The sequence below is a fragment of the Stutzerimonas sp. CXK-1 genome (assembly GCF_057738225.1).
Window position 1 is genome coordinate 1,979,767 of record NZ_CM173217.1, and the last position, 21,734, is coordinate 2,001,500.

The 21,734-nt window shown below is 67.3% G+C and carries 19 protein-coding genes; 8 read left to right on the top strand and 11 right to left on the bottom strand.

Going from position 1 to position 21,734, the window contains the following annotated elements:
• The first annotated feature begins 5 nt into the window (after positions 1-5).
• Both AC0KXH_RS09305 and AC0KXH_RS09310 read left to right on the top strand, forming a co-directional pair.
• A complete protein-coding gene (locus AC0KXH_RS09305) occupies positions 6-311 on the top strand; it encodes a DUF2218 domain-containing protein (RefSeq protein ID WP_488224552.1) in 306 nt (101 codons plus the stop codon).
• Positions 308-829, top strand: a complete 522-nt coding sequence (locus AC0KXH_RS09310; RefSeq protein ID WP_312199638.1) for a cytochrome b — start codon at positions 308-310, stop codon at positions 827-829. The genes AC0KXH_RS09305 and AC0KXH_RS09310 overlap by 4 nt, the downstream gene beginning before the upstream one ends.
• Before the next feature lie 8 nt (positions 830-837).
• Here the strand turns inward: AC0KXH_RS09310 and AC0KXH_RS09315 are convergent, their stop codons facing one another.
• The 7 genes from AC0KXH_RS09315 to glgA form a co-directional block, all read right to left on the bottom strand.
• A complete protein-coding gene (locus AC0KXH_RS09315) occupies positions 838-1,707 on the bottom strand; it encodes a M23 family metallopeptidase (protein ID WP_041105592.1) in 870 nt (289 codons plus the stop codon).
• 177 nt (positions 1,708-1,884) lie between these two features.
• A complete protein-coding gene (glgX, locus tag AC0KXH_RS09320; protein ID WP_488224553.1) occupies positions 1,885-4,041 on the bottom strand; it encodes a glycogen debranching protein GlgX in 2,157 nt (718 codons plus the stop codon).
• Between the two features lie 69 nt (positions 4,042-4,110).
• Entirely contained in the window at positions 4,111-4,455 is a 345-nt protein-coding gene (locus AC0KXH_RS09325; RefSeq protein WP_278468981.1) for a DUF2934 domain-containing protein, read from the bottom strand.
• Positions 4,452-7,274, bottom strand: coding sequence for a malto-oligosyltrehalose synthase (locus AC0KXH_RS09330; protein ID WP_488224554.1), 2,823 nt, complete (start codon positions 7,272-7,274; stop codon positions 4,452-4,454). Before AC0KXH_RS09330 ends, AC0KXH_RS09325 begins: the two co-directional genes overlap by 4 nt.
• Positions 7,275-9,347 (bottom strand): 4-alpha-glucanotransferase, encoded by a 2,073-nt coding sequence (malQ, locus tag AC0KXH_RS09335; RefSeq protein WP_488224555.1) that lies wholly within the window; start codon positions 9,345-9,347, stop codon positions 7,275-7,277.
• The gene (gene treZ / locus AC0KXH_RS09340; RefSeq protein ID WP_488224556.1) at positions 9,344-11,110 is read right to left on the bottom strand and encodes a malto-oligosyltrehalose trehalohydrolase; all 1,767 of its coding nucleotides are present in this window, start codon (positions 11,108-11,110) and stop codon (positions 9,344-9,346) included. The genes malQ and treZ overlap by 4 nt, the downstream gene beginning before the upstream one ends.
• 8 nt (positions 11,111-11,118) lie before the next feature.
• A complete protein-coding gene (gene glgA / locus AC0KXH_RS09345; RefSeq protein WP_488224557.1) occupies positions 11,119-12,669 on the bottom strand; it encodes a glycogen synthase GlgA in 1,551 nt (516 codons plus the stop codon).
• A gap of 285 nt (positions 12,670-12,954) precedes the next feature.
• Here glgA and AC0KXH_RS09350 point away from each other — a divergent pair, with 285 nt between their 5' ends.
• Entirely contained in the window at positions 12,955-13,455 is a 501-nt protein-coding gene (locus AC0KXH_RS09350) for a CinA family protein (RefSeq protein WP_061339540.1), read from the top strand.
• Positions 13,456-13,466: 11 nt separating this feature from the next.
• Here the strand turns inward: AC0KXH_RS09350 and AC0KXH_RS09355 are convergent, their stop codons facing one another.
• Complete coding sequence (locus AC0KXH_RS09355; RefSeq protein ID WP_488224601.1) at positions 13,467-14,579, bottom strand: mechanosensitive ion channel family protein; 1,113 nt, start codon at positions 14,577-14,579, stop codon at positions 13,467-13,469.
• A gap of 197 nt (positions 14,580-14,776) precedes the next feature.
• Between AC0KXH_RS09355 and AC0KXH_RS09360 the strand changes: the two genes are divergently transcribed.
• Together AC0KXH_RS09360 and AC0KXH_RS09365 are read left to right on the top strand one after the other, a co-directional pair.
• Positions 14,777-15,307: a ferritin-like domain-containing protein gene (locus AC0KXH_RS09360; RefSeq protein ID WP_041105584.1), complete on the top strand. Its 531-nt coding sequence runs from the start codon at positions 14,777-14,779 to the stop codon at positions 15,305-15,307.
• A gap of 91 nt (positions 15,308-15,398) precedes the next feature.
• Entirely contained in the window at positions 15,399-15,674 is a 276-nt protein-coding gene (locus AC0KXH_RS09365) for a DUF2061 domain-containing protein (protein ID WP_237145767.1), read from the top strand.
• A gap of 3 nt (positions 15,675-15,677) precedes the next feature.
• Here the strand turns inward: AC0KXH_RS09365 and AC0KXH_RS09370 are convergent, their stop codons facing one another.
• On the bottom strand, positions 15,678-15,947 hold the full coding sequence (locus AC0KXH_RS09370; RefSeq protein ID WP_212543454.1) for a DUF1652 domain-containing protein: 270 nt from the start codon (positions 15,945-15,947) through the stop codon (positions 15,678-15,680).
• A 273-nt stretch (positions 15,948-16,220) separates the two neighbouring features.
• On the opposite strand from AC0KXH_RS09370, the gene AC0KXH_RS09375 reads away from it, so the two are divergent.
• The 3 genes from AC0KXH_RS09375 (at position 16,221) to AC0KXH_RS09385 (ending at position 20,293) form a co-directional block, all read left to right on the top strand.
• Positions 16,221-16,520, top strand: a complete 300-nt coding sequence (locus AC0KXH_RS09375; protein ID WP_269262527.1) for a hypothetical protein — start codon at positions 16,221-16,223, stop codon at positions 16,518-16,520.
• An 18-nt stretch (positions 16,521-16,538) separates the two neighbouring features.
• Positions 16,539-19,076 (top strand): DNA ligase D, encoded by a 2,538-nt coding sequence (gene ligD, locus AC0KXH_RS09380; protein WP_488224558.1) that lies wholly within the window; start codon positions 16,539-16,541, stop codon positions 19,074-19,076.
• Between the two features lie 167 nt (positions 19,077-19,243).
• Positions 19,244-20,293: a hypothetical protein gene (locus AC0KXH_RS09385; protein ID WP_488224559.1), complete on the top strand. Its 1,050-nt coding sequence runs from the start codon at positions 19,244-19,246 to the stop codon at positions 20,291-20,293.
• Positions 20,294-20,333: 40 nt separating this feature from the next.
• On the opposite strand, the gene AC0KXH_RS09390 is transcribed toward AC0KXH_RS09385, so the two are convergent.
• The gene (locus AC0KXH_RS09390; RefSeq protein ID WP_043220128.1) at positions 20,334-20,561 is read right to left on the bottom strand and encodes a DUF2790 domain-containing protein; all 228 of its coding nucleotides are present in this window, start codon (positions 20,559-20,561) and stop codon (positions 20,334-20,336) included.
• A 199-nt stretch (positions 20,562-20,760) separates the two neighbouring features.
• Positions 20,761-21,723 carry a LysR family transcriptional regulator gene (locus AC0KXH_RS09395; protein ID WP_043220130.1) on the bottom strand — a complete coding sequence of 321 codons (963 nt, stop codon included), beginning with the start codon at positions 21,721-21,723 and terminating at the stop codon, positions 20,761-20,763.
• Positions 21,724-21,734: the final 11 nt, after the last annotated feature.

The window sequence follows — 21,734 nt, forward strand, 5'->3', positions numbered from 1 at the left end:
TCTCTATGCACCTGTCCTTTGCCCACATCGCCTGTGCGAACCCCGGCCGACTGATCAACCGGCTGTGCAAGCACTGGGGGCACAAGTTTCCGGTCGAGCTGGACGACGCGCTTGGCCGTATCGAGTTGCCGATTGGCGAATGCCGTTTGCGTGACGCAGGCGAAAGGCTCGAGGCGCAGCTGCAGGCCGCCGATGCCGCGGCGCTGGCACGCCTGCAGCAGGTCGTGACCGATCACCTCGAGCGAATGGCCAGCGGCGAGGCGCTGACGATCGTCTGGCAGCCCGGGGAAAGTGGGAGGGCGACGGCATGATCCTGGATTCGGCCAAGCGTTACGGCCTGGTCAGCCGCGTGCTGCACGGGGCCATGGGGCTGCTCATCCTCTGGCAACTGCTCAAGTTCTTCGACCGCATCGCCGAGGGCGAGCATTGGGTCGGGAAGACGCTGGTGCCCTGGCACCTGTCCATTGGCGCGCTGCTGTTGCTGCTCGCCGTGCTGCGAACCGGCTGGGCGCTGTCGCAGCTACCGAGCCGGCCTCGCCACGACCCGGCCACGGCCTGGCTGGTCAAGGCCGGGCACCTGGCGCTTTACCTCGCCATGCTCGCGCTGCCGGTCACCGGCGTGCTGTACATGCTGGGCAACGGCTACGGTCTGGAGGTATTCGGCATGCCGCTGGCGGCCAAGGGCGACGAGATCGCCTGGATGGCGGCGCTTGGCAGCCTGCATTCGCCGCTGGCCTGGCTGCTGTTGCTGCTGCTCGTCGGGCATATCGGCGCCGCGCTCTACCACAGGCTGGTCAAGCGTGACGACATCCTGCAGCGGATGTTCTGAGGCCTCGCTCAGTCGCCGTTGAGCGCGACGTTGGACAGTGACTCGACCGGCTGGGCGAAGCGAAAGGGGATGGACACCAGGCCCGCGCCGATCTTCTTCTGCACCACGAAGTGCAGGTGCGGCCCGGTGCTGCGCCCGGTGTTGCCCGACTTGCCGAGCAGCTCGCCCTTGTCCACGCGCGCTCCGCTGCGCACCACTACCGAGCCGCGTTGCAGGTGCAGGTAGGCGCTGTGGGTACCGTCATCGTGCAGGATGCGCACGTAGTTGCCGGCCGGATCGGGAAAGCGGCCGCCCTGGCCGTCGCGGGCCTTGAGCACCGTTCCGGCGCGCGCCGCGACGATCGGCGTGCCGACCGGCATGGCAACATCCACGGCGTAGCGGCCCTTGGGCGTGTTGTGGCTGTAGTCGCCGCCCGCGCCCTGGGAGATGCGGAACGGGCCGCCGCGCCAGGGCAGGGCGTAGGCATGCCCGCCGACTGCCGCGTTGCCCAGGCGCCGAGCCGGGTCGGGCGAAAAGATCAGGCCATAGCTGAAGCTGTGCCGGTACATCAGCGGGTAGCCCGACTGCCGCTTGCTCAGCGTCGCGATGCGCAGCTGGCTGCGCGGCGGGACCTGCTTGCGGATCACGCCGCCGCGCACCCCGGCGACGTTCACCAACCGGCTCAGGCGCAGGGTCGCCTCGATCGGTACGTCCAGTTCGTTGCGCACGTCCATGGCCTTGCCGGAGCCGGCCCGGTTGATCAGCAGGCGCACGGTGGCCGGGCGGGTCTTGGAGACTTCGATAGGCCTGGCTGCCTCGGCAGCCGAGGCGCTCGCTGGCGCCGCGAGGGTGCCCAGCACGAGCAGGAGCGGGAAAAGAAGAATTCGGGTGGTTTGCATGGCCTGTGATCCGTCACGGAAAAGACAGCCCGCCCGCGGCTGGCAGGACGAATCCGCTTGTCGTTATCGATTGCCGCGCGGTTTCGGACTGCCGGAATGCGACAGGGTTCACTGCTCCATCGCGTTCGCGGCGTGCCTGCCGACCGAGCAGCCACGCAGCGGTCGGCGGGGCAGGGCTCAGGCCTCCTCGGGAACCTTGTACAGCTCGAGCAGCAGCAGCGAGCGGCCGGTGACGGCGTACTCGTCGCCGAAATCGAAGCGTTCGGGGCGTGCGGTCGGATTGTTGGTGTCGATCAGGCGATTCCAATAGATGCCCTGCGGGACGTCCGGCAGCGTGAAGTTCACCAGGTCATGGTGTGCGTTGACGATCAGCAGCAGCGTGGCGTCCGAGCCGGCCCGGCGGATTCCGGTGGGCTGGGCGCGGCCGTCGAGCAACATGCCCATGCAGCGGTTGTGCGCGTCCTCCCACTGCTCGATGGTCATTTCCTCGGCGTTGGGCGCAAGCCAGGTGACATCCTTGACCCCCAGTTCCTCGTTGTAGGCGCCGACCAGGAAACGGCCGCGACGCAACATCGGGAAGCGCTGGCGCAGGCGGATCAGCTTGCGGGCAAAGCCGAGCAGGCCGTAACTGTCCTCGCTGATGTCCCAGTTCACCCAGCCGATCTCGCTGTCCTGGCAATAGGCGTTGTTGTTGCCGTGCTGGGTGCGGGCGAACTCGTCACCAGCCACGATCATCGGCGTGCCCTGGGAGAACAGCAGGGTGGCCAGCAGGTTGCGCATCTGCCGGTAACGCAGCGTGATGATCTCGGGATCGTCGCTTGGCCCCTCGACACCGTGGTTCCACGACAGGTTGTTGTCGCTGCCGTCGCGGTTGTCCTCGTCGTTGTCTTCGTTGTGCTTGTGGTTGTAGGACACCAGGTCCTTGAGCGTGAAGCCGTCGTGGGCGGTGACGAAATTCACCGAGCTGAACGGCCGGCGCCCGCGCTGGTTGAACAGGTGGCCGGAGCCGGTCAGGCGGCTGGCGAAATCGGCCAGCTGGCCATCGTCACCCTTCCAGAAAGCACGCACCGTATCGCGGAACTGGTCGTTCCACTCCGCCCAGCCGGGCGGGAAACCGCCGACCTGATAGCCGCCGGGCCCACAATCCCAAGGCTCGGCGATCAGCTTGGTCTTGGCCAGCACCGGGTCCTGGCGGCAGGCGACGAGAAAGCTGTGACGCTCGTCGAAGCCGTCGTGCTCGCGCCCGAGAATGGTCGCCAGGTCGAAGCGGAAACCGTCGACGTGCATCTCGGTGGCCCAGTAGCGCAGCGAGTCGGTGACCATCTGCAGCACGCAGGGGTGGCTCATGTCCAGCGTGTTGCCGGTGCCCGAATCGTTGATGTAGTAGCGCTTGTCGTCCGGCATCAGCCGGTAATAGGTGGCGTTGTCGATGCCGCGCATCGACAGGGTCGGCCCCAGCTCGTTGCCTTCGGCCGTGTGGTTGTAGACCACGTCGAGAATCACCTCGAGGTCGGCGTTGTGCAGGTGCGCGACCATTTCCTTGAACTCGGAGATCTTGCCGCTGGCCAGGTATTTGGGATGCGGGGCGAAGAAGGCGATGCTGTTGTAGCCCCAATAGTTGGTCATGCCCTTTTCCAGCAGGTGCTGGTCCTGGACGAAACCGTGGATCGGCAGGAACTCGATCGACGAGACGCCGAGCTTGCGGATGTAATCGATCACCTCCGGGGTCTTGAACCCGGCAAAGGTGCCGCGCAGGTCCTCGGGAACGGCCGGATGGCGCATGGTGTAACCGCGCACATGGGTCTCGTAGATGATCGTCTTGTCCCAGGGCACTTGCACGGGGTGGTCGCGGCCCCAGGTGAAGGCCGGATCGATGATCTTGGACTTGGGTACGAAGGGCGCGCTGTCGCGCTCGTCGAAGCTGAGGTCGGCGTCCTTGTGGCCGATGGTGTAGCCGAACAGGGCTTCGGACCAGCGCAGCTCGCCCACCAGCTGTTTGGCATAGGGGTCGATCAGCAGCTTGTTAGGGTTGAAACGATGGCCGGCGTCCGGCTCGTAGGGGCCGTAGACGCGATAGCCGTAGATCTGCCCCGGGTGCGCGTCGGGCAGGTAGCCGTGCCAGATCTCGTCGGTGTACTCGGGCAGCTCGATGCGCTCGATCTCGGTCTCGCCCTTGTCGTCGAACAGGCACAGCTCGACCTTTGTCGCGTGCGCCGAGAAGATGGCGAAGTTGACGCCAAGGCCGTCCCAGGTGGCGCCCAGCGGGAAGGGCAGCCCCTCGCGGATACGCGAAGGGGTCATGACGTGAGGCGCGTGCGGCTTTTTCTTGCTCATGAGAACTCCATAGGCAGACTCATCCAGCGGCCTGTCTGGTGGGACGGCGGTGGCGCGGGGTATCAGGCGTCAGCTCTGGGCCTTGCCGCGAGTGGCGCGTGGCTTCTTGATCTTTTCCGGTGCACCGGCCTGTGCGTCGGTGTCGCCTTTCGGTGCGGCTGCGGTGGCCTTGGTGCTGCGCGTTGCGCGCGGCTTGCTGGCGCTGGCGCTGGCGCCGGGCTCGGCCGGCTTGGCAGCGGCTGGTTTGCGCGTGCGGCTGGTGGCGGGCTTGGCGACGGCACCGGCGGGCGTGCGCTCGGCCTCGACCAGTTTGCGCGCCATTTCCCAGTGGCGCTCGTCCTGCCCGTGCGGGCAGCCCTCCGATTGCCAGATCTGGTAGGCGAACTCGCGGATGCGTTGCTCTTCTGAAGTCATTGTTTGGATTCTCCTGGTGAACTCACGTTGTGCAGTACCGCCACGGACAGACAGTCCAGCACTTGCGCCACGCTCAGGCTGGCTCGTTCCGATCTGACTGTCGTCGCGCAAAAAAGTCGCTCCCATTGATGACCGTCCAGCGCCTCGGGCAGCAGGACCTGCGTGTCCTCCCAGCGCTCGGCGGCAATCTGTGGCAGCTGCTCGGCCCCGATCAGTGCAGCGGCCAGGCGCGGCACGATCACGATCAGCCATTGCCCCTCATGCTCGCGGGCGAAGGCGAGGATGCGACCGGCCTGTGCGCCCCGGACTTCCAGGGGCAGGTAGCGCCCCTCGCTGAACAGCCGCGGCGCGCTGAGGCGCAGGCCCAGCGTCCGCCCGATCAGCCATTGCTTGATGCGACCGTCGTGCCAGCTTTGCAGCAGCGCGTCGGCGGGCTCGTCGGGGGCGAACGCCGCACGCCGTGCAGCGAAGTCCACCGGCCGGCGGTTGTCCGGGTCGACCAGGCTGAAATCCCAGTAGTCGGCGCCCTGGTAGAGGTCCGGAATGCCCGGGGTGGTCATGCGCAGCAGGGTTTGCGCCAGGCTGTTCAGCGCACCGGCCGGAGCCAGCTCCAATGCCGCCGCGGCGACCTCGTCGCGTACCGCGCGGCCTTGCTCGCTTTGCAGCAGCCACTGCACATAGTCACGGCAGGCCGTCTCGTAGGCGCCGTTCGGCGCGGCCCAGGTGGTGCGCAGCTTGGCTTCGCGCAGGGCCTTTTCCTGCCATTGCAGGATGCGCTCGCAGTACAGCTGCATGCGGGCCGCGTCATCGCTTCGCAGCGTCAGCGGCCAGGAGCCCAGCAGCGTCTGGTAGAGCATCATTTCATCGGCCGGCGACGGCGCGGCACCCTCATCCAGCTGGCTGACCTGCTCGCTGGCCAGCTCACGCCAGCGCCGCAGCCTTTCGGCGAACCAAGGGGCGCGTTCGCTGAGCACGGCCATGCGGGCGCGGGTATCTTCGCCACGCTTGTGGTCGTGGGTCGCCGTGGTCAGCAGGTTGCGTGGAAAGTGTTCGGCGCGCTGCAGGCATTCGGCGTGAAATTCCTCGGCCGATGCGCTGAAGCGCTGCGGGTCGAAGCCCACGTCGTTACGTGACAGCAACACCCCGGAGCGGTAGCAGGCGGTATCTTCCACGGCCTTGGCCGCTGCCGGCGAGGTGAGCTGCTGAAAGCGCGCGCAGGCGTAGCGGCGCAGGCGACGCAGCGGGCCCGGAGGCACGTTGCGCAGGTGCTCGCCGCCGAGCCAGCGTGCCAGGTGATCGAGCAACGGCCAGTCGGCTTCGTTGAGCGTGGTGCGCGCGCCGGCCAGCGCTTGCTGGAAGAACGGCTCGTCGGCGGGCCGGCGGCCGGGGGCGGCGATGTAGGTGCGATACACCGGGAAGTGCACGATCAGCTCGAGCAGCGCCCGGCGAATCGCGCCGAGGGTGATGTCGCGCGTCATCACATCCCCGCGGGCGATCGCCAGCAGCGTCTGCGCAACGGTTTCGAAATCGCCTGCCAGCGGGCCGGTCAGCACCAGCTGACGGGCCTGGCGGACCTCCTCCATGAAGTCGGCCGGGCGGCCGCTGGTCTCGCTCCACAGGGCACAGAGCGGCTCGCGCCCCGCCGGGTCGTGCTGCAGCAGCGACACCTGGTTCATGAACTCGTAGCCGGTGGTGCCATCCACGCCCCAGTCATCGTGCAGGCGCTCCCCGGCGGCGAGGATCTTTTCCACGTAGATGGGCAAATGGACGCCTTGTTCGGCCGGCGCGGCGCCGCTCCGCCGGGCGGCGCTCAGGCGATCGACGCGACGACGCAGGCGCCGGCAGTAGCCGCGCGGGTTGGCCAGGCCATCGATGTGGTCGATGCGCAGACCGTCGACCAGGCCATCGCCGATGAGCTGGAAGATCTTTTCATGGGTCTGTTCGAATACCACGGGTCGCTCGACCCGCAGGCCGCCGAGCTCATTGATATCGAAGAAGCGTCGCCAGTTGATGTCGTCGGCCGCGGTGCGCCAGCTGGCCAGGCGATAGTGCTGGCGTTCGAGCAGGGCATGCAGGCGCCTGAAGCCTTCTGCCGTGGTGCCGTCGTAATGCTGCAGCGCGGCTTCCAGCTGGCGGCGGGCCTCGCCGTCCTCGAGCAGCTGGGCAAGTTCGCTGCGCAGCTGCCGGGCGGTGACATAAGGGGCCGGCTCGGTTTTCAGGGCGTCGAAGTGACCGCCAAGGGTACGCAGCGCCGGGTGCTCGGTCAGGCGCAAGACCTCGCCGTAGCTTGGCGGCGTGATCGGGAACCGATGATCGTAATGCTTGGCATAAAGCGCGCCGTTTTCCACGTCCAGCTGCAGGGTGACGGTGCCCTGCTGCAGCGCCTCGCCATAGTCGCTACCGAGAAACGGCACCAATAGCTGGCCCTCGAGCAACGGGTCCGGCGAGTTCCACTCGATGTCGAAGAATTGCGCGTAGGGGCTGCGGCGGCCCCATTCGAGGACGTCGAGCCACCAGGGGTTGCCGTCGCCACCGACTGCCATGTGGTTGGAAACGATATCCAGGATCAGCCCCATGCCGTTCTCGCGCAGCTTTGCCACCAGACGCTGCAGGGCCTGCTCGCCGCCAAGCTCGGGATTGATGCGGGTCGGGTCGATGACGTCGTAGCCGTGCATCGAGCCCGGGCGCGCGGTCAGCAAGGGCGAGGCGTACAGGTGGGAGATGCCCAGCGCGGCGAAGTAATCGACCAGCTCGGCCGCGTCGTCGAGGGTGAAATCGCGGTGAAACTGCAACCGCAGGGTGGCGCTCAGTTCTTTCATCTAGGCATGACTCCCACGGGACTGCTGGCGGGCCTGGCGCAGGCATTCGAGACGGTGGTTGCTGGCCTCGGCATCGAGCAGCGTGGCGCTGTCGCCGGGGTAGCGGCGCCGCCAGTTGGGATGCTTCTCGACTACGCCGGGCATGTTGGTCTGCTCGGCCAGGCCAAGCGCGTCCTCGACCGGCACCAACACCAGCGGCGCCGGGGTGTGGCCGAGAAAGCAGACCGCGGCATCGACCGCCTGGTCGGGGCTGAGCAGCTCTTCACCGGGCAGGCCGGCGTCTTCGCGCAGCGTCCGGTTGAGGTTGGCGCGTTCCTGCTCGCGCTCGCGCAGCTGCGCCTCGCGCGCACTCTCGTCGAACTGCCCGACACGGATCCGCCAGTCGATATCGTGCGCCTGCCACCAGCCATGCATGGTGGGCATGTCGTGCGTGGTGGTGGTCGCCAGCGCCTGGCTCGACCAGTGCGCCGCCGGGAAGAAGCGCAACTGGTGGTCGCGCTCGAACAGCAGTACGCGCATGCCGAGGATGTTGCGTGCGGCGAGCGTGTCGCGCAGGCCATCGGGAATGGTGCCGAGGTCCTCGCCAAGGATCACCGCCTGGTGCCGCCAGGCCTCTAGGCTGAGCAGGCGCAGCATGTCTTCGAACGGATAGTTGAGGTAGGCGCCGTGCCGCGGGTCGGCACCGGCCGGCATGACCCAGAGGCGCTTGAGGCCCATCACATGATCGATGCGCATGCCGCCGGCGTGCGCCAGGTTGGCCCGCAGCATTTCGATGAAGGCGCGGTAGCCGGTGCGCTTGAGCCCGGTCGGCGAAAAGGCCGCGAGCCCCCAATTCTGCCCGGCGCGGTTGAGCACGTCGGGCGGAGCACCGATGCTCAGCGTGTCGAGGACTTCGTCCTGGCGGCTCCAGGCCTGGCTGCCGCTGCCATCGGCGCCGACGGCCAGGTCGCTGATCAGGCCGATGCGCATGCCGGCGCCCGTCGCGGCGACCTGGGCGCGCTCCAGGCCACGTGCCATCAACCACTGGGCGAAGGCGTGGAAGCGCACCTCGTCGGCATGCTGTTCGGCGAACTGCTGCACTTCAACACTGCGGGGGTTGCGGTAGGCCTCGGGCCAGCGGCGCCAGTGCTGCGGATGGCCGTCGGCGTCGGTCATCGCGCTATGCAGCGCCTCGAACCGGCAGTGATCCTCGAGGGCCTCGCCACCGGCGGCGCGAAAACTGTCGAAGTCGGCCTCCAGCGCGTTGCCGCCGGTTCGGAAGTCCTCGTAGAGGGTGCGCAGCAGACATTGCCTCGCCCGGCCGACGCCCGGCCAGTCGACCAGTTCGAGTTCCTCCAGGCGCAGCAGCTCGGCCTCCAGGCCGCACCGCTCGATCGCCTGGCGCAGCGCGCGCTCACCGAGAATGCTGCCCGGCGCGCTGTGCAGCACGTTGAAGAACAGCCGGCTGGACGGCGAGTAGGGGCTGTAATGGTCGACATGCTCGCTGAACATCGCGTGTACCGGGCTGATGCCCAGCGCATCGGCGCCATGCGCGGCGGCGTTGCGCGCCAGCGCCTCCAGCGCCTGGGTGTCGCCCAAGCCGCCGTCACCCGGGCGGCGCAGGCTGTAGAGCTGCACGGTGACGCCCCAGCACGGGCCGCCGGCACGTTCGGTCACGCTCGGGCAGGCCGGCGGTGCGATGGCCAGCGTCAGGCTGGCCTCGCCAGCCAGCAGCCGGTGGTAGCCGGGCTCGGCAATGCCCGGCAGGCGCGCGTGTTCGTCAAGCGTGCCGGTCAGTGTCTGGCCATCCTCCAGCTCCAGCCGATAGGGCGTGCCGGCAGTGAACCAGGCGCCCAGCTCGAGTGGCCGATGCTGGTCGCCGGTCAGCAGGGCCGGAATGGTCTGGCGCGCCTGCTCGTCGAGCGTGCGCAGGCTCGCTTCGATCTGCTCGTCGCCTTCGGCCGGCAGGCCGAGGCCGGCCAGCACGGCGCGCAGGATTTCGGGGGCGACGCGCTGATGATGGCCGTCGGCGTCGATCCAGTCGATCGACAGCCCGGCCGCTTCGGCCAGGTGGTGAAGGGAATGCTCGCTCATTGCGCGCCCTCCAGGTGAACCAGGGTGGAGTGGGGCGGCAAGCGCTCGCCGGCAGCCTCCCCGGTACTGGCGAACAGTAGCTGCGCGGCTTCGCCGGCCGGTTCGAGCGTGACCGCGTCGCGCCCCAGGTTGACGGCGATGCGCAGCCGGCTGCCGTCGCCCAGCTGCCAGCGCGCCAGCACGGCCCCGTCGCCAAGCACTTGCGCGCCGGCAAAGGCGGACCCTGGCAGCCGCGGGACGATTTCGCGGTGGCGGATTTGCAGCAGCTGCGCGTACAGCGCCAGCCATTCGCGGTGCCCCGGTTCCTGACGTGCGCCGAAATCCGGCCGCGAGGCTTCAAAGGTGGCCACGTCGTTGGGGTCGGGGATGCGTGCGCGGGTCGCTTCGTCAGCGAACTCGGCGAACTCGGCGAATTCGCCGCGGCGACCTTCGCGCACGGCATCGGCCAGTTCGCCGTGGTGGCTGGTAAAGAACAGGAACGGCTGGCGCGCGCCCCATTCCTCGCCCATGAACAGCAGCGGAATCATCGGCGAGAGCAGCAGCACCGCGGTCGCCGCGCGCAGGGCATCGGCCTCGGCCAGGCTCACCAAACGTTCGCCGAAGGCGCGGTTGCCGGTCTGGTCGTGGTTCTGCAGGAACAGGACGAACGCGGTCGGGCAGAGATGCGCGCTGGGCTCGCCGCGTGACTCGCCGCGCCGGTTGTTCTGCCCCTGGTAGATGAAGCCCTCGCCGAGGCAGCGTGCCAGCTTGGCGGTCGGCTCGCTGGCGTACTCGGCGTAATAGCCCTGACGCTCGCCGGTCAGCAGCACGTGCATCACGTTGTGGCCGTCATCGTTCCACTGCGCGTCGTAGCCCTGGCCGAGCAGGCTGGCGCGGTTGTCTTCGTTCTCCAGCACCAGGTGCACATGGCGGCCGGGCGCCGTCTCGCGGCGGACCCGTTCGGCCAGTTCGAGCAGGAAGCTGCGATCCGGAATCGCGTGGACGGCGTCCAGGCGCAGCCCATCGAAGCGGTAGTCGTTGAGCCACATCAGCGCGTTGTCGATGAAGAACTCGCGCACCTCGGGGCGGCGAAAGTCGATGGCGTCGCCCCACGGCGTCTGCTGATCGTGGCGGAAGAAGTGCTTGGCGTAGCGGCCGAGGTAATTGCCGTCCGGGCCGAAGTGGTTGTAGACCACGTCGAGGAATACCATCAGCCCCAGCCCATGTGCGGTGTCGATCAGGTGCTTGAGTTCGGCCGGCGTGCCGTAGGACGCCTCCGGCGCATAGGGCAGAACGCCGTCGTAGCCCCAGTTGCGATCGCCCGGAAATTCGGCCAGAGGCATCAGCTCGATGGCCGTCACCCCGAGCGCCGCCAGGTCGGCGAGTTGCCGCTCGACCGCGGCATAGCCGCCGAGCGTGCCCACGTGCAGTTCGTAGAGCACCGTCTCGTGCCAGGGGCGGCCCTGCCAGTCGTTGTGTTTCCACAGGTGGTCTTCGTTGGCGACGACGAGGCTCGGGTCGTGCACGTCGCCGGCCTGGGCCCGCGAGGCCGGGTCGGGAACATGCAGCTCCTCGTCGATCCAGAAGCGGTATAGCGTGCCGGCACCGTAGGGTGCTTCGAGGCAGTACCAGCCGTCATCTTCGGCCTGCATCGGCAGTGTCTCGCCGCCTGCGATGGCCAGGTGGACGCTGTTGGCGTCCGGAGCCCAGAGTCTGAAAAGAGTCCTGTTGGCATCGATCGGCAGCGCTCCATGTCGCCGGGTATGAGCACGCTGGTTCGGCATTGATGACCTCAGGCAGGGTGTAGGAGAACCTCGCGCGACTCGGCCAGCAGCTGCTGGTAAAGCCGGTCATAGGGTTCGATCGCGTGACGCCAGAAAAATCCTGCGTTCATCGCGCGACAACGCATGGCACTGAGCAGGTCCTGCCGGCGATGGACGTCCAGCGCGCGTTCGACCGCCTGCCGATAGCTGTCGACGCTGGGCTGATTGAAGAGAAAGCCACTGATGCCATCATCGATCGAGTCGGCCAGGCCGCCCGTGCGTCGCGCGATCGGCAGCGATGCGTAGCGCTGGGCGTACATCTGGCTCAGCCCGCAGGGCTCGTAGCGCGACGGCATGAGGAGGAAGTCGCTGCCGGCGAACAGGCGCCGTGCCTCGGTTTCGTCGAAGCCGATGCGGGCGGCCACGCGGCCGGGGTAGCGGGCGGCAAGCGCACGAATCTCCTGCTCGATGCCGTGGTCGCCCTGGCCGAGCACAGCGATCTGGCCACCGCCTTCGACGATGGTCTGCGCCACACCCAGGGTCAGGTCGATGCCCTTTTGCTGAACCAGGCGCGAAACCACGGCGAACAGCGGGCTGTCGTCCTGGTCGAGCCCGAACAGGTGGCGCACGTAGGCCGCATTGGCCTGCTTGCCGTCCCAGTCGCGCGCGCCGAAGCGCTCGACCAGCTGCGGGTCGCGCTGTGGCTCCCAGCTTTCGTCGATGCCGTTGAGCAGGCCGCTGAGCAGCCCCTGGCGCGCTTTCATGCGCAGGAAGCCGTCCATGCCGCAGCCGAACTCGGGCGTGGTGATTTCCTCGGCGTAGGTCGGGCTCACCGTGGTCACGCGCTGGGCGTAGGCGATGCCGGCCTTGAGCAGCGAAAGCTTGCCGTAGAACTCCATGCGATCGAGGCCGCAGGCTTCGTGGGGAATGCCCAGCTCGCGGCGCAGCCCCATGTCGATGTTGCCCTGGTAGGCGAGGTTGTGAATGGTGAACACGCTCGGCGTGCGCAAGCCGCGCCAGTGCATGTAGGCCGGGGCCAGCCCGGCTGGCCAGTCATGGGCATGCACCAGGTCGGGCACCCAGCGGATCGAGGCATTACCCGCGGCCAGCTCCGCGGCGGCCAGGCCCAGGCGGGCGAAGCGCAGCGGGTTGTCCGGCCAGTCGTCGCCCTCCGGCGAGCCGTAGGGCGAACCGTCGCGGTCGTAGAGTTCGGGGCAGAGCAGGACATAGATGATCAGCCCATCGGGCATGTCCATGCGCCCGAGCTGGCAGCCGGGAATGCCGGCATGCGGGGCCAGGCTGCCCACGGTCAGAATCGGATGGCCCGACTCGATCACCTTGCGATAACCCGGAATCAGTACGCGCACGTCGTGCCTGGCACAGAGCGCGCGGGGCAGGGCGGCGGATACGTCTGCCAGCCCGCCCGTCTTGATCAGGTCGGTCAATTCCGAGGTGACGAAAAGAATCTGCTTCTTGCTGTCCTGGGAGCTTCCGAGCCGCAGGGCCGGCCGGCTGACGCCTGGCTGCACTGGATGACTCAGGTTCTGGCGGACCGGCCCGGCGTTCACAGCGATACTCATCACGATCTCCCCAACGCGTCGGAATAGGCGTTCCGAGCGAGCATATTTTTCCCGTGCGACCGTCTGGTGACGGCGCGACCATGAACACGCAGGAAATGGATTGTTATCGCGCCCACAGGCAGAACGCCTGGGGACAGCTGGGCTTCTCCGGCCCCGCTAGAAGAACCAGACCGGGCGGCCCGGCATAAGTTCTGGCTCATTTGGAAAAGTAAAGGACAGGAACTCGCCAGGGACAAACCGATTCGAAACCGCGTTGGATAACGATTTGGCATATAGGGCCGCACCATGCAGAACATCGAAGACGTACTCCGGCTCCTGCAGCGCAGGGAGCTGACTCTCTCCACCGCCGAATCCTGTACCTGCGGCCTGATGGCGTCGCTGCTCGGCGACCTGCCCGGGTGCGGGCAGGTGCTGGACAGCGGTTTCGTGGTGTATTCACCCAAAGCCAAGAACCGGCTGCTGGGCGTGAGCTTCGAAACGATCGAGCAGTTCGGCCTGACCAGCGAGGAAGTCGCGACGGAGATGGCCGTCGGGGCGCTCAATGCCAGCGGCGCCATGATCGCGGTGGCCAACACCGGTGTCGCCGACGATGCCCAGGAGGACGAGGGCGGCACCCAGTGCTATGCCTGGGCGCTGATGCGCGGTGAACGCCAGGTGGTGGTCAGCGAGACGGTGCGCTTCGACGGTGACCGGGTGGAGATTCGCAAGCAGGCCGCACGCCACGGGCTGATGCAGATTCCCGAGCGCCTCGCGCAGCTGGAGCGCAAGCTCGCCGAGCAGCCCTGAGGCGCAGTCGCTCAGACCGGCGGCTGGCGCTCGGGCTCGAGCGTGCTCGGCGGCTCCTTGTCGGTCGGGTGCCGCCGCGCCACCGCCAGGTCGGCGCGCAGCTGTGGCAGGGCATGCGGGTATTGGCGCTGGATGAAGCCCAGCAGGTTCTCGCGGATGTGGCAGCGCAGGTCCCAGTTGCGCGAGGAGTCCGGTGAGCTGACCAGCACGCGCAGCTGGATGGCCTTTTCGCTGGTGTCGGTGATCTGCAGCACGCAGACCCGGCCGTCCCACAGCTCCGGCACCTCCTTGCACAGCCGGCGCAGTTCCTCGCGCACGGGTTCGAGCGGCAGCGAGTAGTCGACCCAGATGAACACCGAGCCGATCAGGTTGGAGCTGCGCCGCGTCCAGTTCTGGAACGGCTGCTCGATGAAGTACTGCAGCGGCACCACCAGCCGGCGGTCGTCCCAGATGCGCACCACCACGTAGGTGCCGGTGATCTCTTCGATGCGGCCCCACTCGTTCTCGACGATGACGACGTCGTCCAGGCGGATGGGCTGGGTAATGGCGATCTGCAGCCCGGCGATCAGGTTCGCCAGTACCGGGCGCGCGGCAAAGCCCACCGCAAGGCCGGCCAGGCCGGCGGACGCCAGCAGGCTGGTGCCGAACTGGCGCGCCGAGGGAAAGGTCATCAGCATCGCCGCGGCGCCGATCAGCACGATGAACAGGCTCAAAGTGCGCAGCAGTACGCGCGACTGCGTCTGGATCTGCCGGGCGCGCAGGTTGTCGGCGACGTCCACCGGATTGCTGATCACGATGACCTGCCGCAGGCTGCGCAGCACGCGCAGCCCCAGCCAGGTGACGCAGGCGATGATCAGCAGGCTGGTGAGGTGGCGGGCGAAGGCGATCAGGGGCAGCTCGTCCAGTGCGGCATGCCAGACGCCCTGCAGGCCGAGCAGCGGAAGCAGGACGCGCACCGGATGCTCCAGATGTACGGCCAGTTCCCGGGTCAGCAGAAAGCCACGCGCCAGGCGCAACGTGACGGCGGTCAGCAGCCGCCCGAAGAGGGCGAACACCAGCAGCACGCTGAGCGCCATGACCAGGGTGCGCAGCCCGGGTTGGGTGATGTAGTTCTCCCATTGCAGGAAGAAAGCCGGCAGTTCGATGGGAAACCCCCGTTGCATGCACGTGTGCCCAGTGACTGGACCGGGCCGGCAAAGTTCAGGCGCAGCCACCAGGGTGCAGCCAGTCGGGTGGCTGGAACTTGCCTTGCCGGTCAGCCCTCACACCTGACAGGTGGGCGAACCTGCCCTTCGAGCTTTCAAGCATAGGAGACGACACCATGCAAAGCGCCCAGACCGGCAACGATGTACGAGTGGAGCGACTGATCGAATGGCTGCGCGATGCGCATGCGATGGAGGCCCAGGCCGAAACCATGCTCAACAAGCAGGCGAGCCGGATCGAGAACTACCCCGACCTCAAGGCGCGGATCGAACAGCACATCGTCGAGACCCAGAACCAGGCCAAGCTGATCGAAGGCTGCCTGCGTCGCTACGACAAGTCGTACTCCGGCTTCAAGGACATGGGCGGCAAGATGATGGCGATGGGGCAGGCCATGGGCGGCATGATGGTCAATGACGAGATCGTCAAGGGCGCGCAGATGGGTTACGTGTTCGAGAACCTGGAGATCGCCTCATACACCATTCTCATTGCTGCGGCCCAGGCCGTGGGCGACACCGAGACCCAGCAGGTCTGCGAGCGCATCCTCGAGGAGGAAGTCGCCATGGCCGAATGGCTGCGCCAGCACCTGCCGCAGCTGACCCAGGCCTACCTGACCCGCGCCGCGACGCCGGACGTCGAAGCCAAGCGCTGATCATCTGCCGGCCGCAGGGAACCGCAGCCGAGGCCGGCTCACTGTGAACGTCGCCGCCCCCGGGTAGGGGCGGCGGGCGTGGCGGACCTTCATGAAACAACGACCCCTGCTCAAGACCTTCACCTTCGCGATCCTGCACTTTATGACCGCGTTCGTGGTGGTCTACGCATTGACCGGCAACTTCGCCATCAGCGGCGCGGCCGCACTGATCGAGCCGGTCGTCAATACCTTCGTTTTCTACTTGCACGAACGCGCCTGGCAGCGGCTCGGTCATCGCCGGAGCACGCGCAGCCACAGTTATGGGCACGACCTGTTCGCCAGATTCCTGCGCCGCTCGGGGCCGCGCGGGGCATCGCTGCGCCGCTGACGCTCAGTCGAGCGCCGCGGGCTCGGCCGGCAGTTCGCTGCGCGTGGCGTAGAGCTCGATGCGCAGCTCCTGGGCCAGGCGCACCAGGTTGGCCGCATCGCGGCACTGGTCGTAGCGGATGCCGAGCACGGTCAGCTCCTCGCGATCGGCCTGGTCGCCGTAGAGGCGCACGGTCATCGAGCTGTCCGATTGCGGCTGGCATTCGCAGCGGTAGGGCTGCAGGTGGTCATGCAGGATCGCTTCGATCTTGAGCAGAGGTAGCCGAGTGCTCATGGGGCCTCCTTTTGCTGGGAGGTGACTGGGCCATGCGCAGGACTGACAGCGCATCGTTGAGGGCGGACCACGAAGATGAACCCTAGCACCCTCGTGACAGATGTAAATCGCCAACTTTGTCACAGCATTCGCCCGGATCGCCGAGTGGCCGTATTCCGGCGCCTCACGCGGCGACCATTGGTCAGTTGGCCTTCGAGCGCAACGCGGATCCGCTGTCACAACCGATACCAGTCAAAGATGACAGCCGCGTAACGGTCGCGCTGGGGAGGTTGCATGAATCGCGTCGTTCTGACGTTTGCGCTCACCGCACTGGTGGCGCTTCCCGCCGCGGCCCAATGGCCGGCCGGCACGCCGCGCGATGACCAGGGCTCGCGCCCGAGCCCGATGGGCAATCCGACGCCGCAGCAGGATGTGGAAACCCATCGCGACGACCAGGGGCGAGTCGTCACCGAGGACGGCAAGCCGGTGCGCAGCGGCGCCGGCGCGGACGCCGAGGCCTCGGAGCGCTCGACACGTCATGACGACCAGGGCGGCCCGCATGACGAGTCGACCTCGTCCGGTTCCGTCGAATGATCGTCGCCGAGGTGCAAGATGCCACTGGAAGAATACAACCGCAGGCGTGACTTCGCCGCGACCCCCGAGCCCAGCGGAACGCCGCGTCGCACCGGGCGTGCCAAGGCGCGGGCGCTGCAGTTCTGCGTGCAGAAGCATGACGCGACGCGCCTGCACTACGACTTCCGCCTGGAACTGGACGGCACGCTAAAGAGCTGGGCGATTCCCAAGGGGCCGAGCCTGGACCCCAAGGTCCGGCGGCTGGCGGTGCACGTCGAAGACCATCCGCTGGATTACGCCAACTTCGAGGGGCGCATCCCGGACGGGCACTATGGCGCCGGGGAGGTGATCGTCTGGGATCGCGGTATCTGGATTCCACAGGGCGACGCCGCCGAGGCCTATCGCAAGGGCAAGCTCAAGTTCGAACTGCAGGGCGAAAAGCTCGCCGGCGTGTGGAATCTGGTGCGCACGCACATGCAGGGCGACAAGGAGCAGTGGTTCCTGATCAAGTCCAACGACGAGCAGGCAAGGCCGCAAAGCGAGTACGACATCGTCGCCGAGCAGCCTGATAGCGTGCTCAGCGAGCGCACGCTGATTCCCCGTCGCCGCGGTGCGGCCAAGCCTGCGGCGGCGCCCACCAGCAAGGGGGCAGGCCGGCGCAAGAGCAAGGCGGCCGCGCCAGCGCTGCCTGAGGGCGCCGTGCCCGCCGAACTGCCGGCGAGTTTCAAGCCGCAGCTGGCGACGCTCGTCGAATCGGTACCCGAGGGTGACTGGCGCTACGAGATCAAGTTCGACGGCTACCGCCTCTTGGCGCGTATCGAGGGCGAGCGGGTGCAGCTGTTCACCCGTAATGGCCACGACTGGACGGCGAAGATGCCGCGGCAGGCCGAAGCGCTGGCCGGGCTCGGGCTGGATTCGGCCTGGCTGGACGGCGAGGTGGTGGTGCTGGGCGAGGAGGGCGCACCCGACTTCCAGGCGCTGCAGAACGCGTTCGAGGCCGGGCGCAGCGGCAGCATCCTCTACTACCTGTTCGATGCGCCCTATCTGGAAGGCCACGACCTGCGCCAGGTGCCGGTCGAAGAGCGCCGAGCGCTGCTGGCCCGGTTGCTCGAGGGCAGCGACAGCGAGCTGCTGCGGTTTTCCGCCGACTTCAGCGAGCAACCCGAGAGCATTCTCGAGAGCGCCTGCCAGATGCGTCTGGAAGGGTTGATCGGCAAGCGTGCGGGGAGCTGCTACGTGTCCCGCCGCAGCAACAGCTGGGTGAAGATCAAGTGCAAGAATCGGCAGGAATTCATCATCGTCGGTTATACCGAACCCAAGGGCGCGCGCAGCGGTTTCGGGGCGCTGCTGCTGGGTCTGCATGACGATGACGGCAAGCTGCAGTACGCCGGCAAGGTCGGCACCGGCTTCAATCAGGCGACGCTGAAAAGCCTGCACGCCAAGATGCGGCCGCTGGAAACCGAACGCTCGCCGCTGGCCAAGGCGCCGCCGGCCGCGGATGTGCGCGGGGCGCACTGGCTCGAACCGCAGCTGATGTGCGAAGTGGCCTACGCCGAGATGACGCGCCAGGGCGTGGTGCGGCATTCGGTGTTCCATGGGCTGCGCTCGGACAAGCCGGCCAAGGCGATCACCCGTGAGGTCGCCCGCACGGCGCCCGCCCGGCAGGGCACCAGCGATGCGCTGGCAGCCACGCGCGTGCGCATCAGCAACCCGGAGCGGGTCATCGACCCGGCGATCGGCGCGACCAAGCTCGAACTCGCGCGCTTCTACGCCGAAGTGGCGCCCTGGGCGCTGCCGCACCTGCAACGGAGGCCGCTGGCACTGGTGCGCGCGCCGGAAGGCATCGACGGCGAGCTGTTCTTCCAGAAGCACGCCGACAAGCTGAGCATTCCGCACATCACCCAGCTCGATCCATCGCTGTACCCCGAACATGCGCCGCTGCTGGTGATCGAGGGTGCCAAGGCGCTGGTCGGCGCCGCGCAGATGGGCACGGTCGAATTGCATACCTGGAATGCCAAGGCGCCGGCGCTGGACCACCCGGACCGCTTCGTCCTCGACCTCGACCCGGACCCGGCACTGCCGTGGAAGCGCATGCTCGAAGCGACCCAGCTGACCCAGACGCTGCTCGACGAGATCGGCCTGGAGTCCTATCTGAAGACCAGTGGCGGCAAGGGCATGCACATTCTGGTGCCCTTGCGCCCGGTGCATGGCTGGGCGGAGGTCAAGGCCTTCAGCCAGGCCGTGGCGCGCTACCTGGCCAAGCTGCTGCCGCAGCATTTCTCTGCCGTCAGCGGACCGAAGAACCGGATCGGCAAGATCTTCATCGACTACCTGCGCAACAGCCAGGGTGCGAGCACGGTCGCGGCATTTTCCGTTCGCGCGCGTGAAGGCTTGCCGGTGTCGGTGCCCATCGCGCGCGAGGAACTGCCGGAACTGCGCGGCGCCAACGTCTGGACGGTGCGCAATCTACTGCCGCGGCTGGAAGAACTGGGGCGCGAAGACCCCTGGGAAGGGTTCTGGAACAGCGAGCAGCAGATCAGCGCCGAGATGCGGGAGCGACTCGGCATGAAGGATTAAGCCGCCATCCGTCCGGATGGGGGGCTGCCTGCACCGCGAGGGCGATACACAAGCCGGCCAAGCGCAGCGAACAATCGGCCGGTTCACGGAGCTGTTTCGGCGAGCGGAGCGCCAGGCCAAGGCCAGCATGACGTCGGCCCAAAAAGAGAATCAAAGGAGTGCTCTGCATGTTTCCACACAAACCGCTGTATATCTGCCTTCTTCTTGGCGCCTTGCCAAGCCTGGCGCTGGCTCAGGTCGCGGTGGACCAGACCGGCACCGACAACGAAATCATTCTCGAGCAGGGAGGCGGCACGGGTAATTCGGCGAGCCAGACCCAGGACGGCGTACTGAACCGCTCACGGGTGGTGCAGACCGGCAACGGCAACGAGGCGACGACCAACCAGTTCGGTGTCGAGAACCAGGCGCAGATCATCCAGACCGGCGACCTGAACCAGGCCAGCATCTACCAGGCCAACCTGGATTACGTGCACAGCGCCGCGGTCGAGCAGGTGGGTAGCGCGAATGTCGTCGAACTGACGCAGACCGGCGGCAACGGCTCGGGAGCAGTGCTGTACCAGGAGGGCGCTCGCAACGTGCAGCGCGTCGATCAGTTCTACTACGTGAACTCGCTGGACGCGTCCTCACAGGGCGACGATAACCTCATCGAGGTCACGCAGAACGGCGGTGGCTCGGCGACGCTCCGCCAACTGGGCGATGCCAACCGCATCGCCGTCTATCAGGAAACGCCGGCCTACGGCGGTTCGGTCTACATCAACCAGGACGGCACGCAGAACCAGGCAGCGGTGAGCCAGGTCGGCGGGCGTTACTACACCGGCGAGGTGCGGCTCGATCAGCGCGGCGAAGCGAATGCTGCCCGTGTCGAGCAATGGTCGGGGTTCAGTACGGTTGCCTTCAGCCAGGACGGTGTCGGCAACGCCCTGGTCGTGCAGCAGAGCACGCGCAGCGGCACGGTCCGCGGCAGTTCGGTTGGCAACGACAACCGTGTGAATGTCGAGCAGGGCTACGATGGGCCGACGCTGGACATCGCACAGAACGGCTCGACCAATGAAATCGACGTGGTGCAGGAAGCGGCCTACGGCACCGCGTCGATCACCCAGACCGGCGATGCCAACGTTGCGGTGCTGAACCAGGTGACCGGGTTCGCCCTGCAGCCGCCGAGCGCGACCATCGTGCAGAACGGCACGGGCAACAGCGCGACGGTGACCCAGCGCTAGGTCCGGTGGCCGGCGAGGTGGCTCGGGTTGGCCGCCTCGCTCAATGGTCGAAGCAGTCGCTGCCCTGGCGCAGGTAGGTGACGCTGTGTGGCTGCCCCTGCGAATCGAGGTAGGTCATCTTCGCTTCGACCACCGCGCAGCCGCCGGCCGGCACCTCGATGGAAACCACCTTGGCGATGTCCGCCGGCGGGGCTTGCCGGGCAGGTTCCTGCGCCCAGGCGGGGGTGGTGAACAGGGTGATGATCGCCACGTGTGCAAGCCATTTCATATCGATCTCCTCGAACGCCGGATAGGCGAAGCCGCTCACCCGGCATGGAATTAAAAAAGGCTGCCGCGCGGGCAGCCAGGATGACGTGCCGTTCACCAAAGGAGCGATTCATGGAACGGGGCAGCGTGACGGTACGGCCGCTGCCTGTCATGCCGGATAGCTTAGGGCCCGGCGGGGTGCGGAAAAACCGCGCGCCGGTTCAAGCACCGTTGCGTGGGAGGTAACAATCGGCCCAGTACGCCCGGTCTTCGAGCACACTGTGGTAGGCCTGCATCGCCTCGGGCAACGCCTGGCGGAGGAAGTCGACCCAGGTCTTGATCTTCGCATCGAGAAAGCGCCGTGACGGGTACAGCGCGTAGATCGCCTTTGCCTGCAGGCGGTGCTCGGGCAGCAGGCGAACCAGGCCGCCGCGTTGCAGAGCGGGCGCGGCCACGTAATCAGGCAGCTGGCAGATGCCCATGCCGGTCTGCGCCGCGTTGACCATGGCTTCGGCGACATTGACCTTGAAGCGCTCGCCAGGCTCGAACACCCGCTCGCCGTCCGTGCCGAGAAAATGCCAGGCGTCGCCCAGCGACGGGTCGGCCAGGCGCAGGCAGCGATGCGCGGCGAGCTCGCTCGGCTCGCGGGGTACGCCGTACCTGGCCAGGTAGGCGGGCGCGGCGCACAGCACCTGCACCACGTCGCCCAGGCGTTGCGCGATCAGCTCGGAGTCCTGCAGCTCATGGCGCAGGGTGATGACCACGTCGAGCCCGTCCTGCAGCAGGTCGGGGCGATGCTGGGACAGCGTCAGGTCGAGCTCCACCTCCGGGTATCGCTCGGCATAGCGGCCGGCCAGCGGTGCCAGCAGCTGGATGCCGAGCCCGGTGATCGAGTGCACGCGCAAGCGGCCGCGTGGCTCGATGCGCGCACAGCCGGCCTCCAGCTCGGCCTGCTCGAGCTGGGCGAGGATCTGCCGGCAGCGCTCGACATAGCGCGAGCCGGCTTCGCTCAGGGCCAGGCGCCGTGTGGTGCGGTGCAGCAGCCTGGCCTGCAGATGGTTTTCCAGCTCCGAGACCAGCCGCGACACCTGTGCGGTCGACATGCCGCACTGCTCGGCGGCGGCGGTGAACGAGCCGGCATCGACGACCCGGACGAAGGTCCGCATGGCGTGCATCAGGTCCATCGATTGTTACC

What these genes read in the sequence shown, in the direction of transcription:
- AC0KXH_RS09350 (WP_061339540.1), top strand. Translation starts at nt 12,955, where the DNA reads ATGCAGAACATCGAAGACGTACTCCGGCTCCTGCAGCGCAGGGAGCTG.
- AC0KXH_RS09365 (WP_237145767.1), top strand. Translation starts at nt 15,399, where the DNA reads ATGAAACAACGACCCCTGCTCAAGACCTTCACCTTCGCGATCCTGCAC.
- AC0KXH_RS09330 (WP_488224554.1), bottom strand. Translation starts at nt 7,274, where the DNA reads ATGAAAGAACTGAGCGCCACCCTGCGGTTGCAGTTTCACCGCGATTTC.
- AC0KXH_RS09325 (WP_278468981.1), bottom strand. Translation starts at nt 4,455, where the DNA reads ATGACTTCAGAAGAGCAACGCATCCGCGAGTTCGCCTACCAGATCTGG.
- ligD (WP_488224558.1), top strand. Translation starts at nt 16,539, where the DNA reads ATGCCACTGGAAGAATACAACCGCAGGCGTGACTTCGCCGCGACCCCC.
- AC0KXH_RS09310 (WP_312199638.1), top strand. Translation starts at nt 308, where the DNA reads ATGATCCTGGATTCGGCCAAGCGTTACGGCCTGGTCAGCCGCGTGCTG.
- AC0KXH_RS09375 (WP_269262527.1), top strand. Translation starts at nt 16,221, where the DNA reads ATGAATCGCGTCGTTCTGACGTTTGCGCTCACCGCACTGGTGGCGCTT.
- AC0KXH_RS09395 (WP_043220130.1), bottom strand. Translation starts at nt 21,723, where the DNA reads ATGGACCTGATGCACGCCATGCGGACCTTCGTCCGGGTCGTCGATGCC.
- AC0KXH_RS09385 (WP_488224559.1), top strand. Translation starts at nt 19,244, where the DNA reads ATGTTTCCACACAAACCGCTGTATATCTGCCTTCTTCTTGGCGCCTTG.
- AC0KXH_RS09315 (WP_041105592.1), bottom strand. Translation starts at nt 1,707, where the DNA reads ATGCAAACCACCCGAATTCTTCTTTTCCCGCTCCTGCTCGTGCTGGGC.
- malQ (WP_488224555.1), bottom strand. Translation starts at nt 9,347, where the DNA reads ATGAGCGAGCATTCCCTTCACCACCTGGCCGAAGCGGCCGGGCTGTCG.
- glgA (WP_488224557.1), bottom strand. Translation starts at nt 12,669, where the DNA reads ATGAGTATCGCTGTGAACGCCGGGCCGGTCCGCCAGAACCTGAGTCAT.
- treZ (WP_488224556.1), bottom strand. Translation starts at nt 11,110, where the DNA reads ATGCCGAACCAGCGTGCTCATACCCGGCGACATGGAGCGCTGCCGATC.
- AC0KXH_RS09305 (WP_488224552.1), top strand. Translation starts at nt 6, where the DNA reads ATGCACCTGTCCTTTGCCCACATCGCCTGTGCGAACCCCGGCCGACTG.
- AC0KXH_RS09390 (WP_043220128.1), bottom strand. Translation starts at nt 20,561, where the DNA reads ATGAAATGGCTTGCACACGTGGCGATCATCACCCTGTTCACCACCCCC.
- glgX (WP_488224553.1), bottom strand. Translation starts at nt 4,041, where the DNA reads ATGAGCAAGAAAAAGCCGCACGCGCCTCACGTCATGACCCCTTCGCGT.
- AC0KXH_RS09370 (WP_212543454.1), bottom strand. Translation starts at nt 15,947, where the DNA reads ATGAGCACTCGGCTACCTCTGCTCAAGATCGAAGCGATCCTGCATGAC.
- AC0KXH_RS09360 (WP_041105584.1), top strand. Translation starts at nt 14,777, where the DNA reads ATGCAAAGCGCCCAGACCGGCAACGATGTACGAGTGGAGCGACTGATC.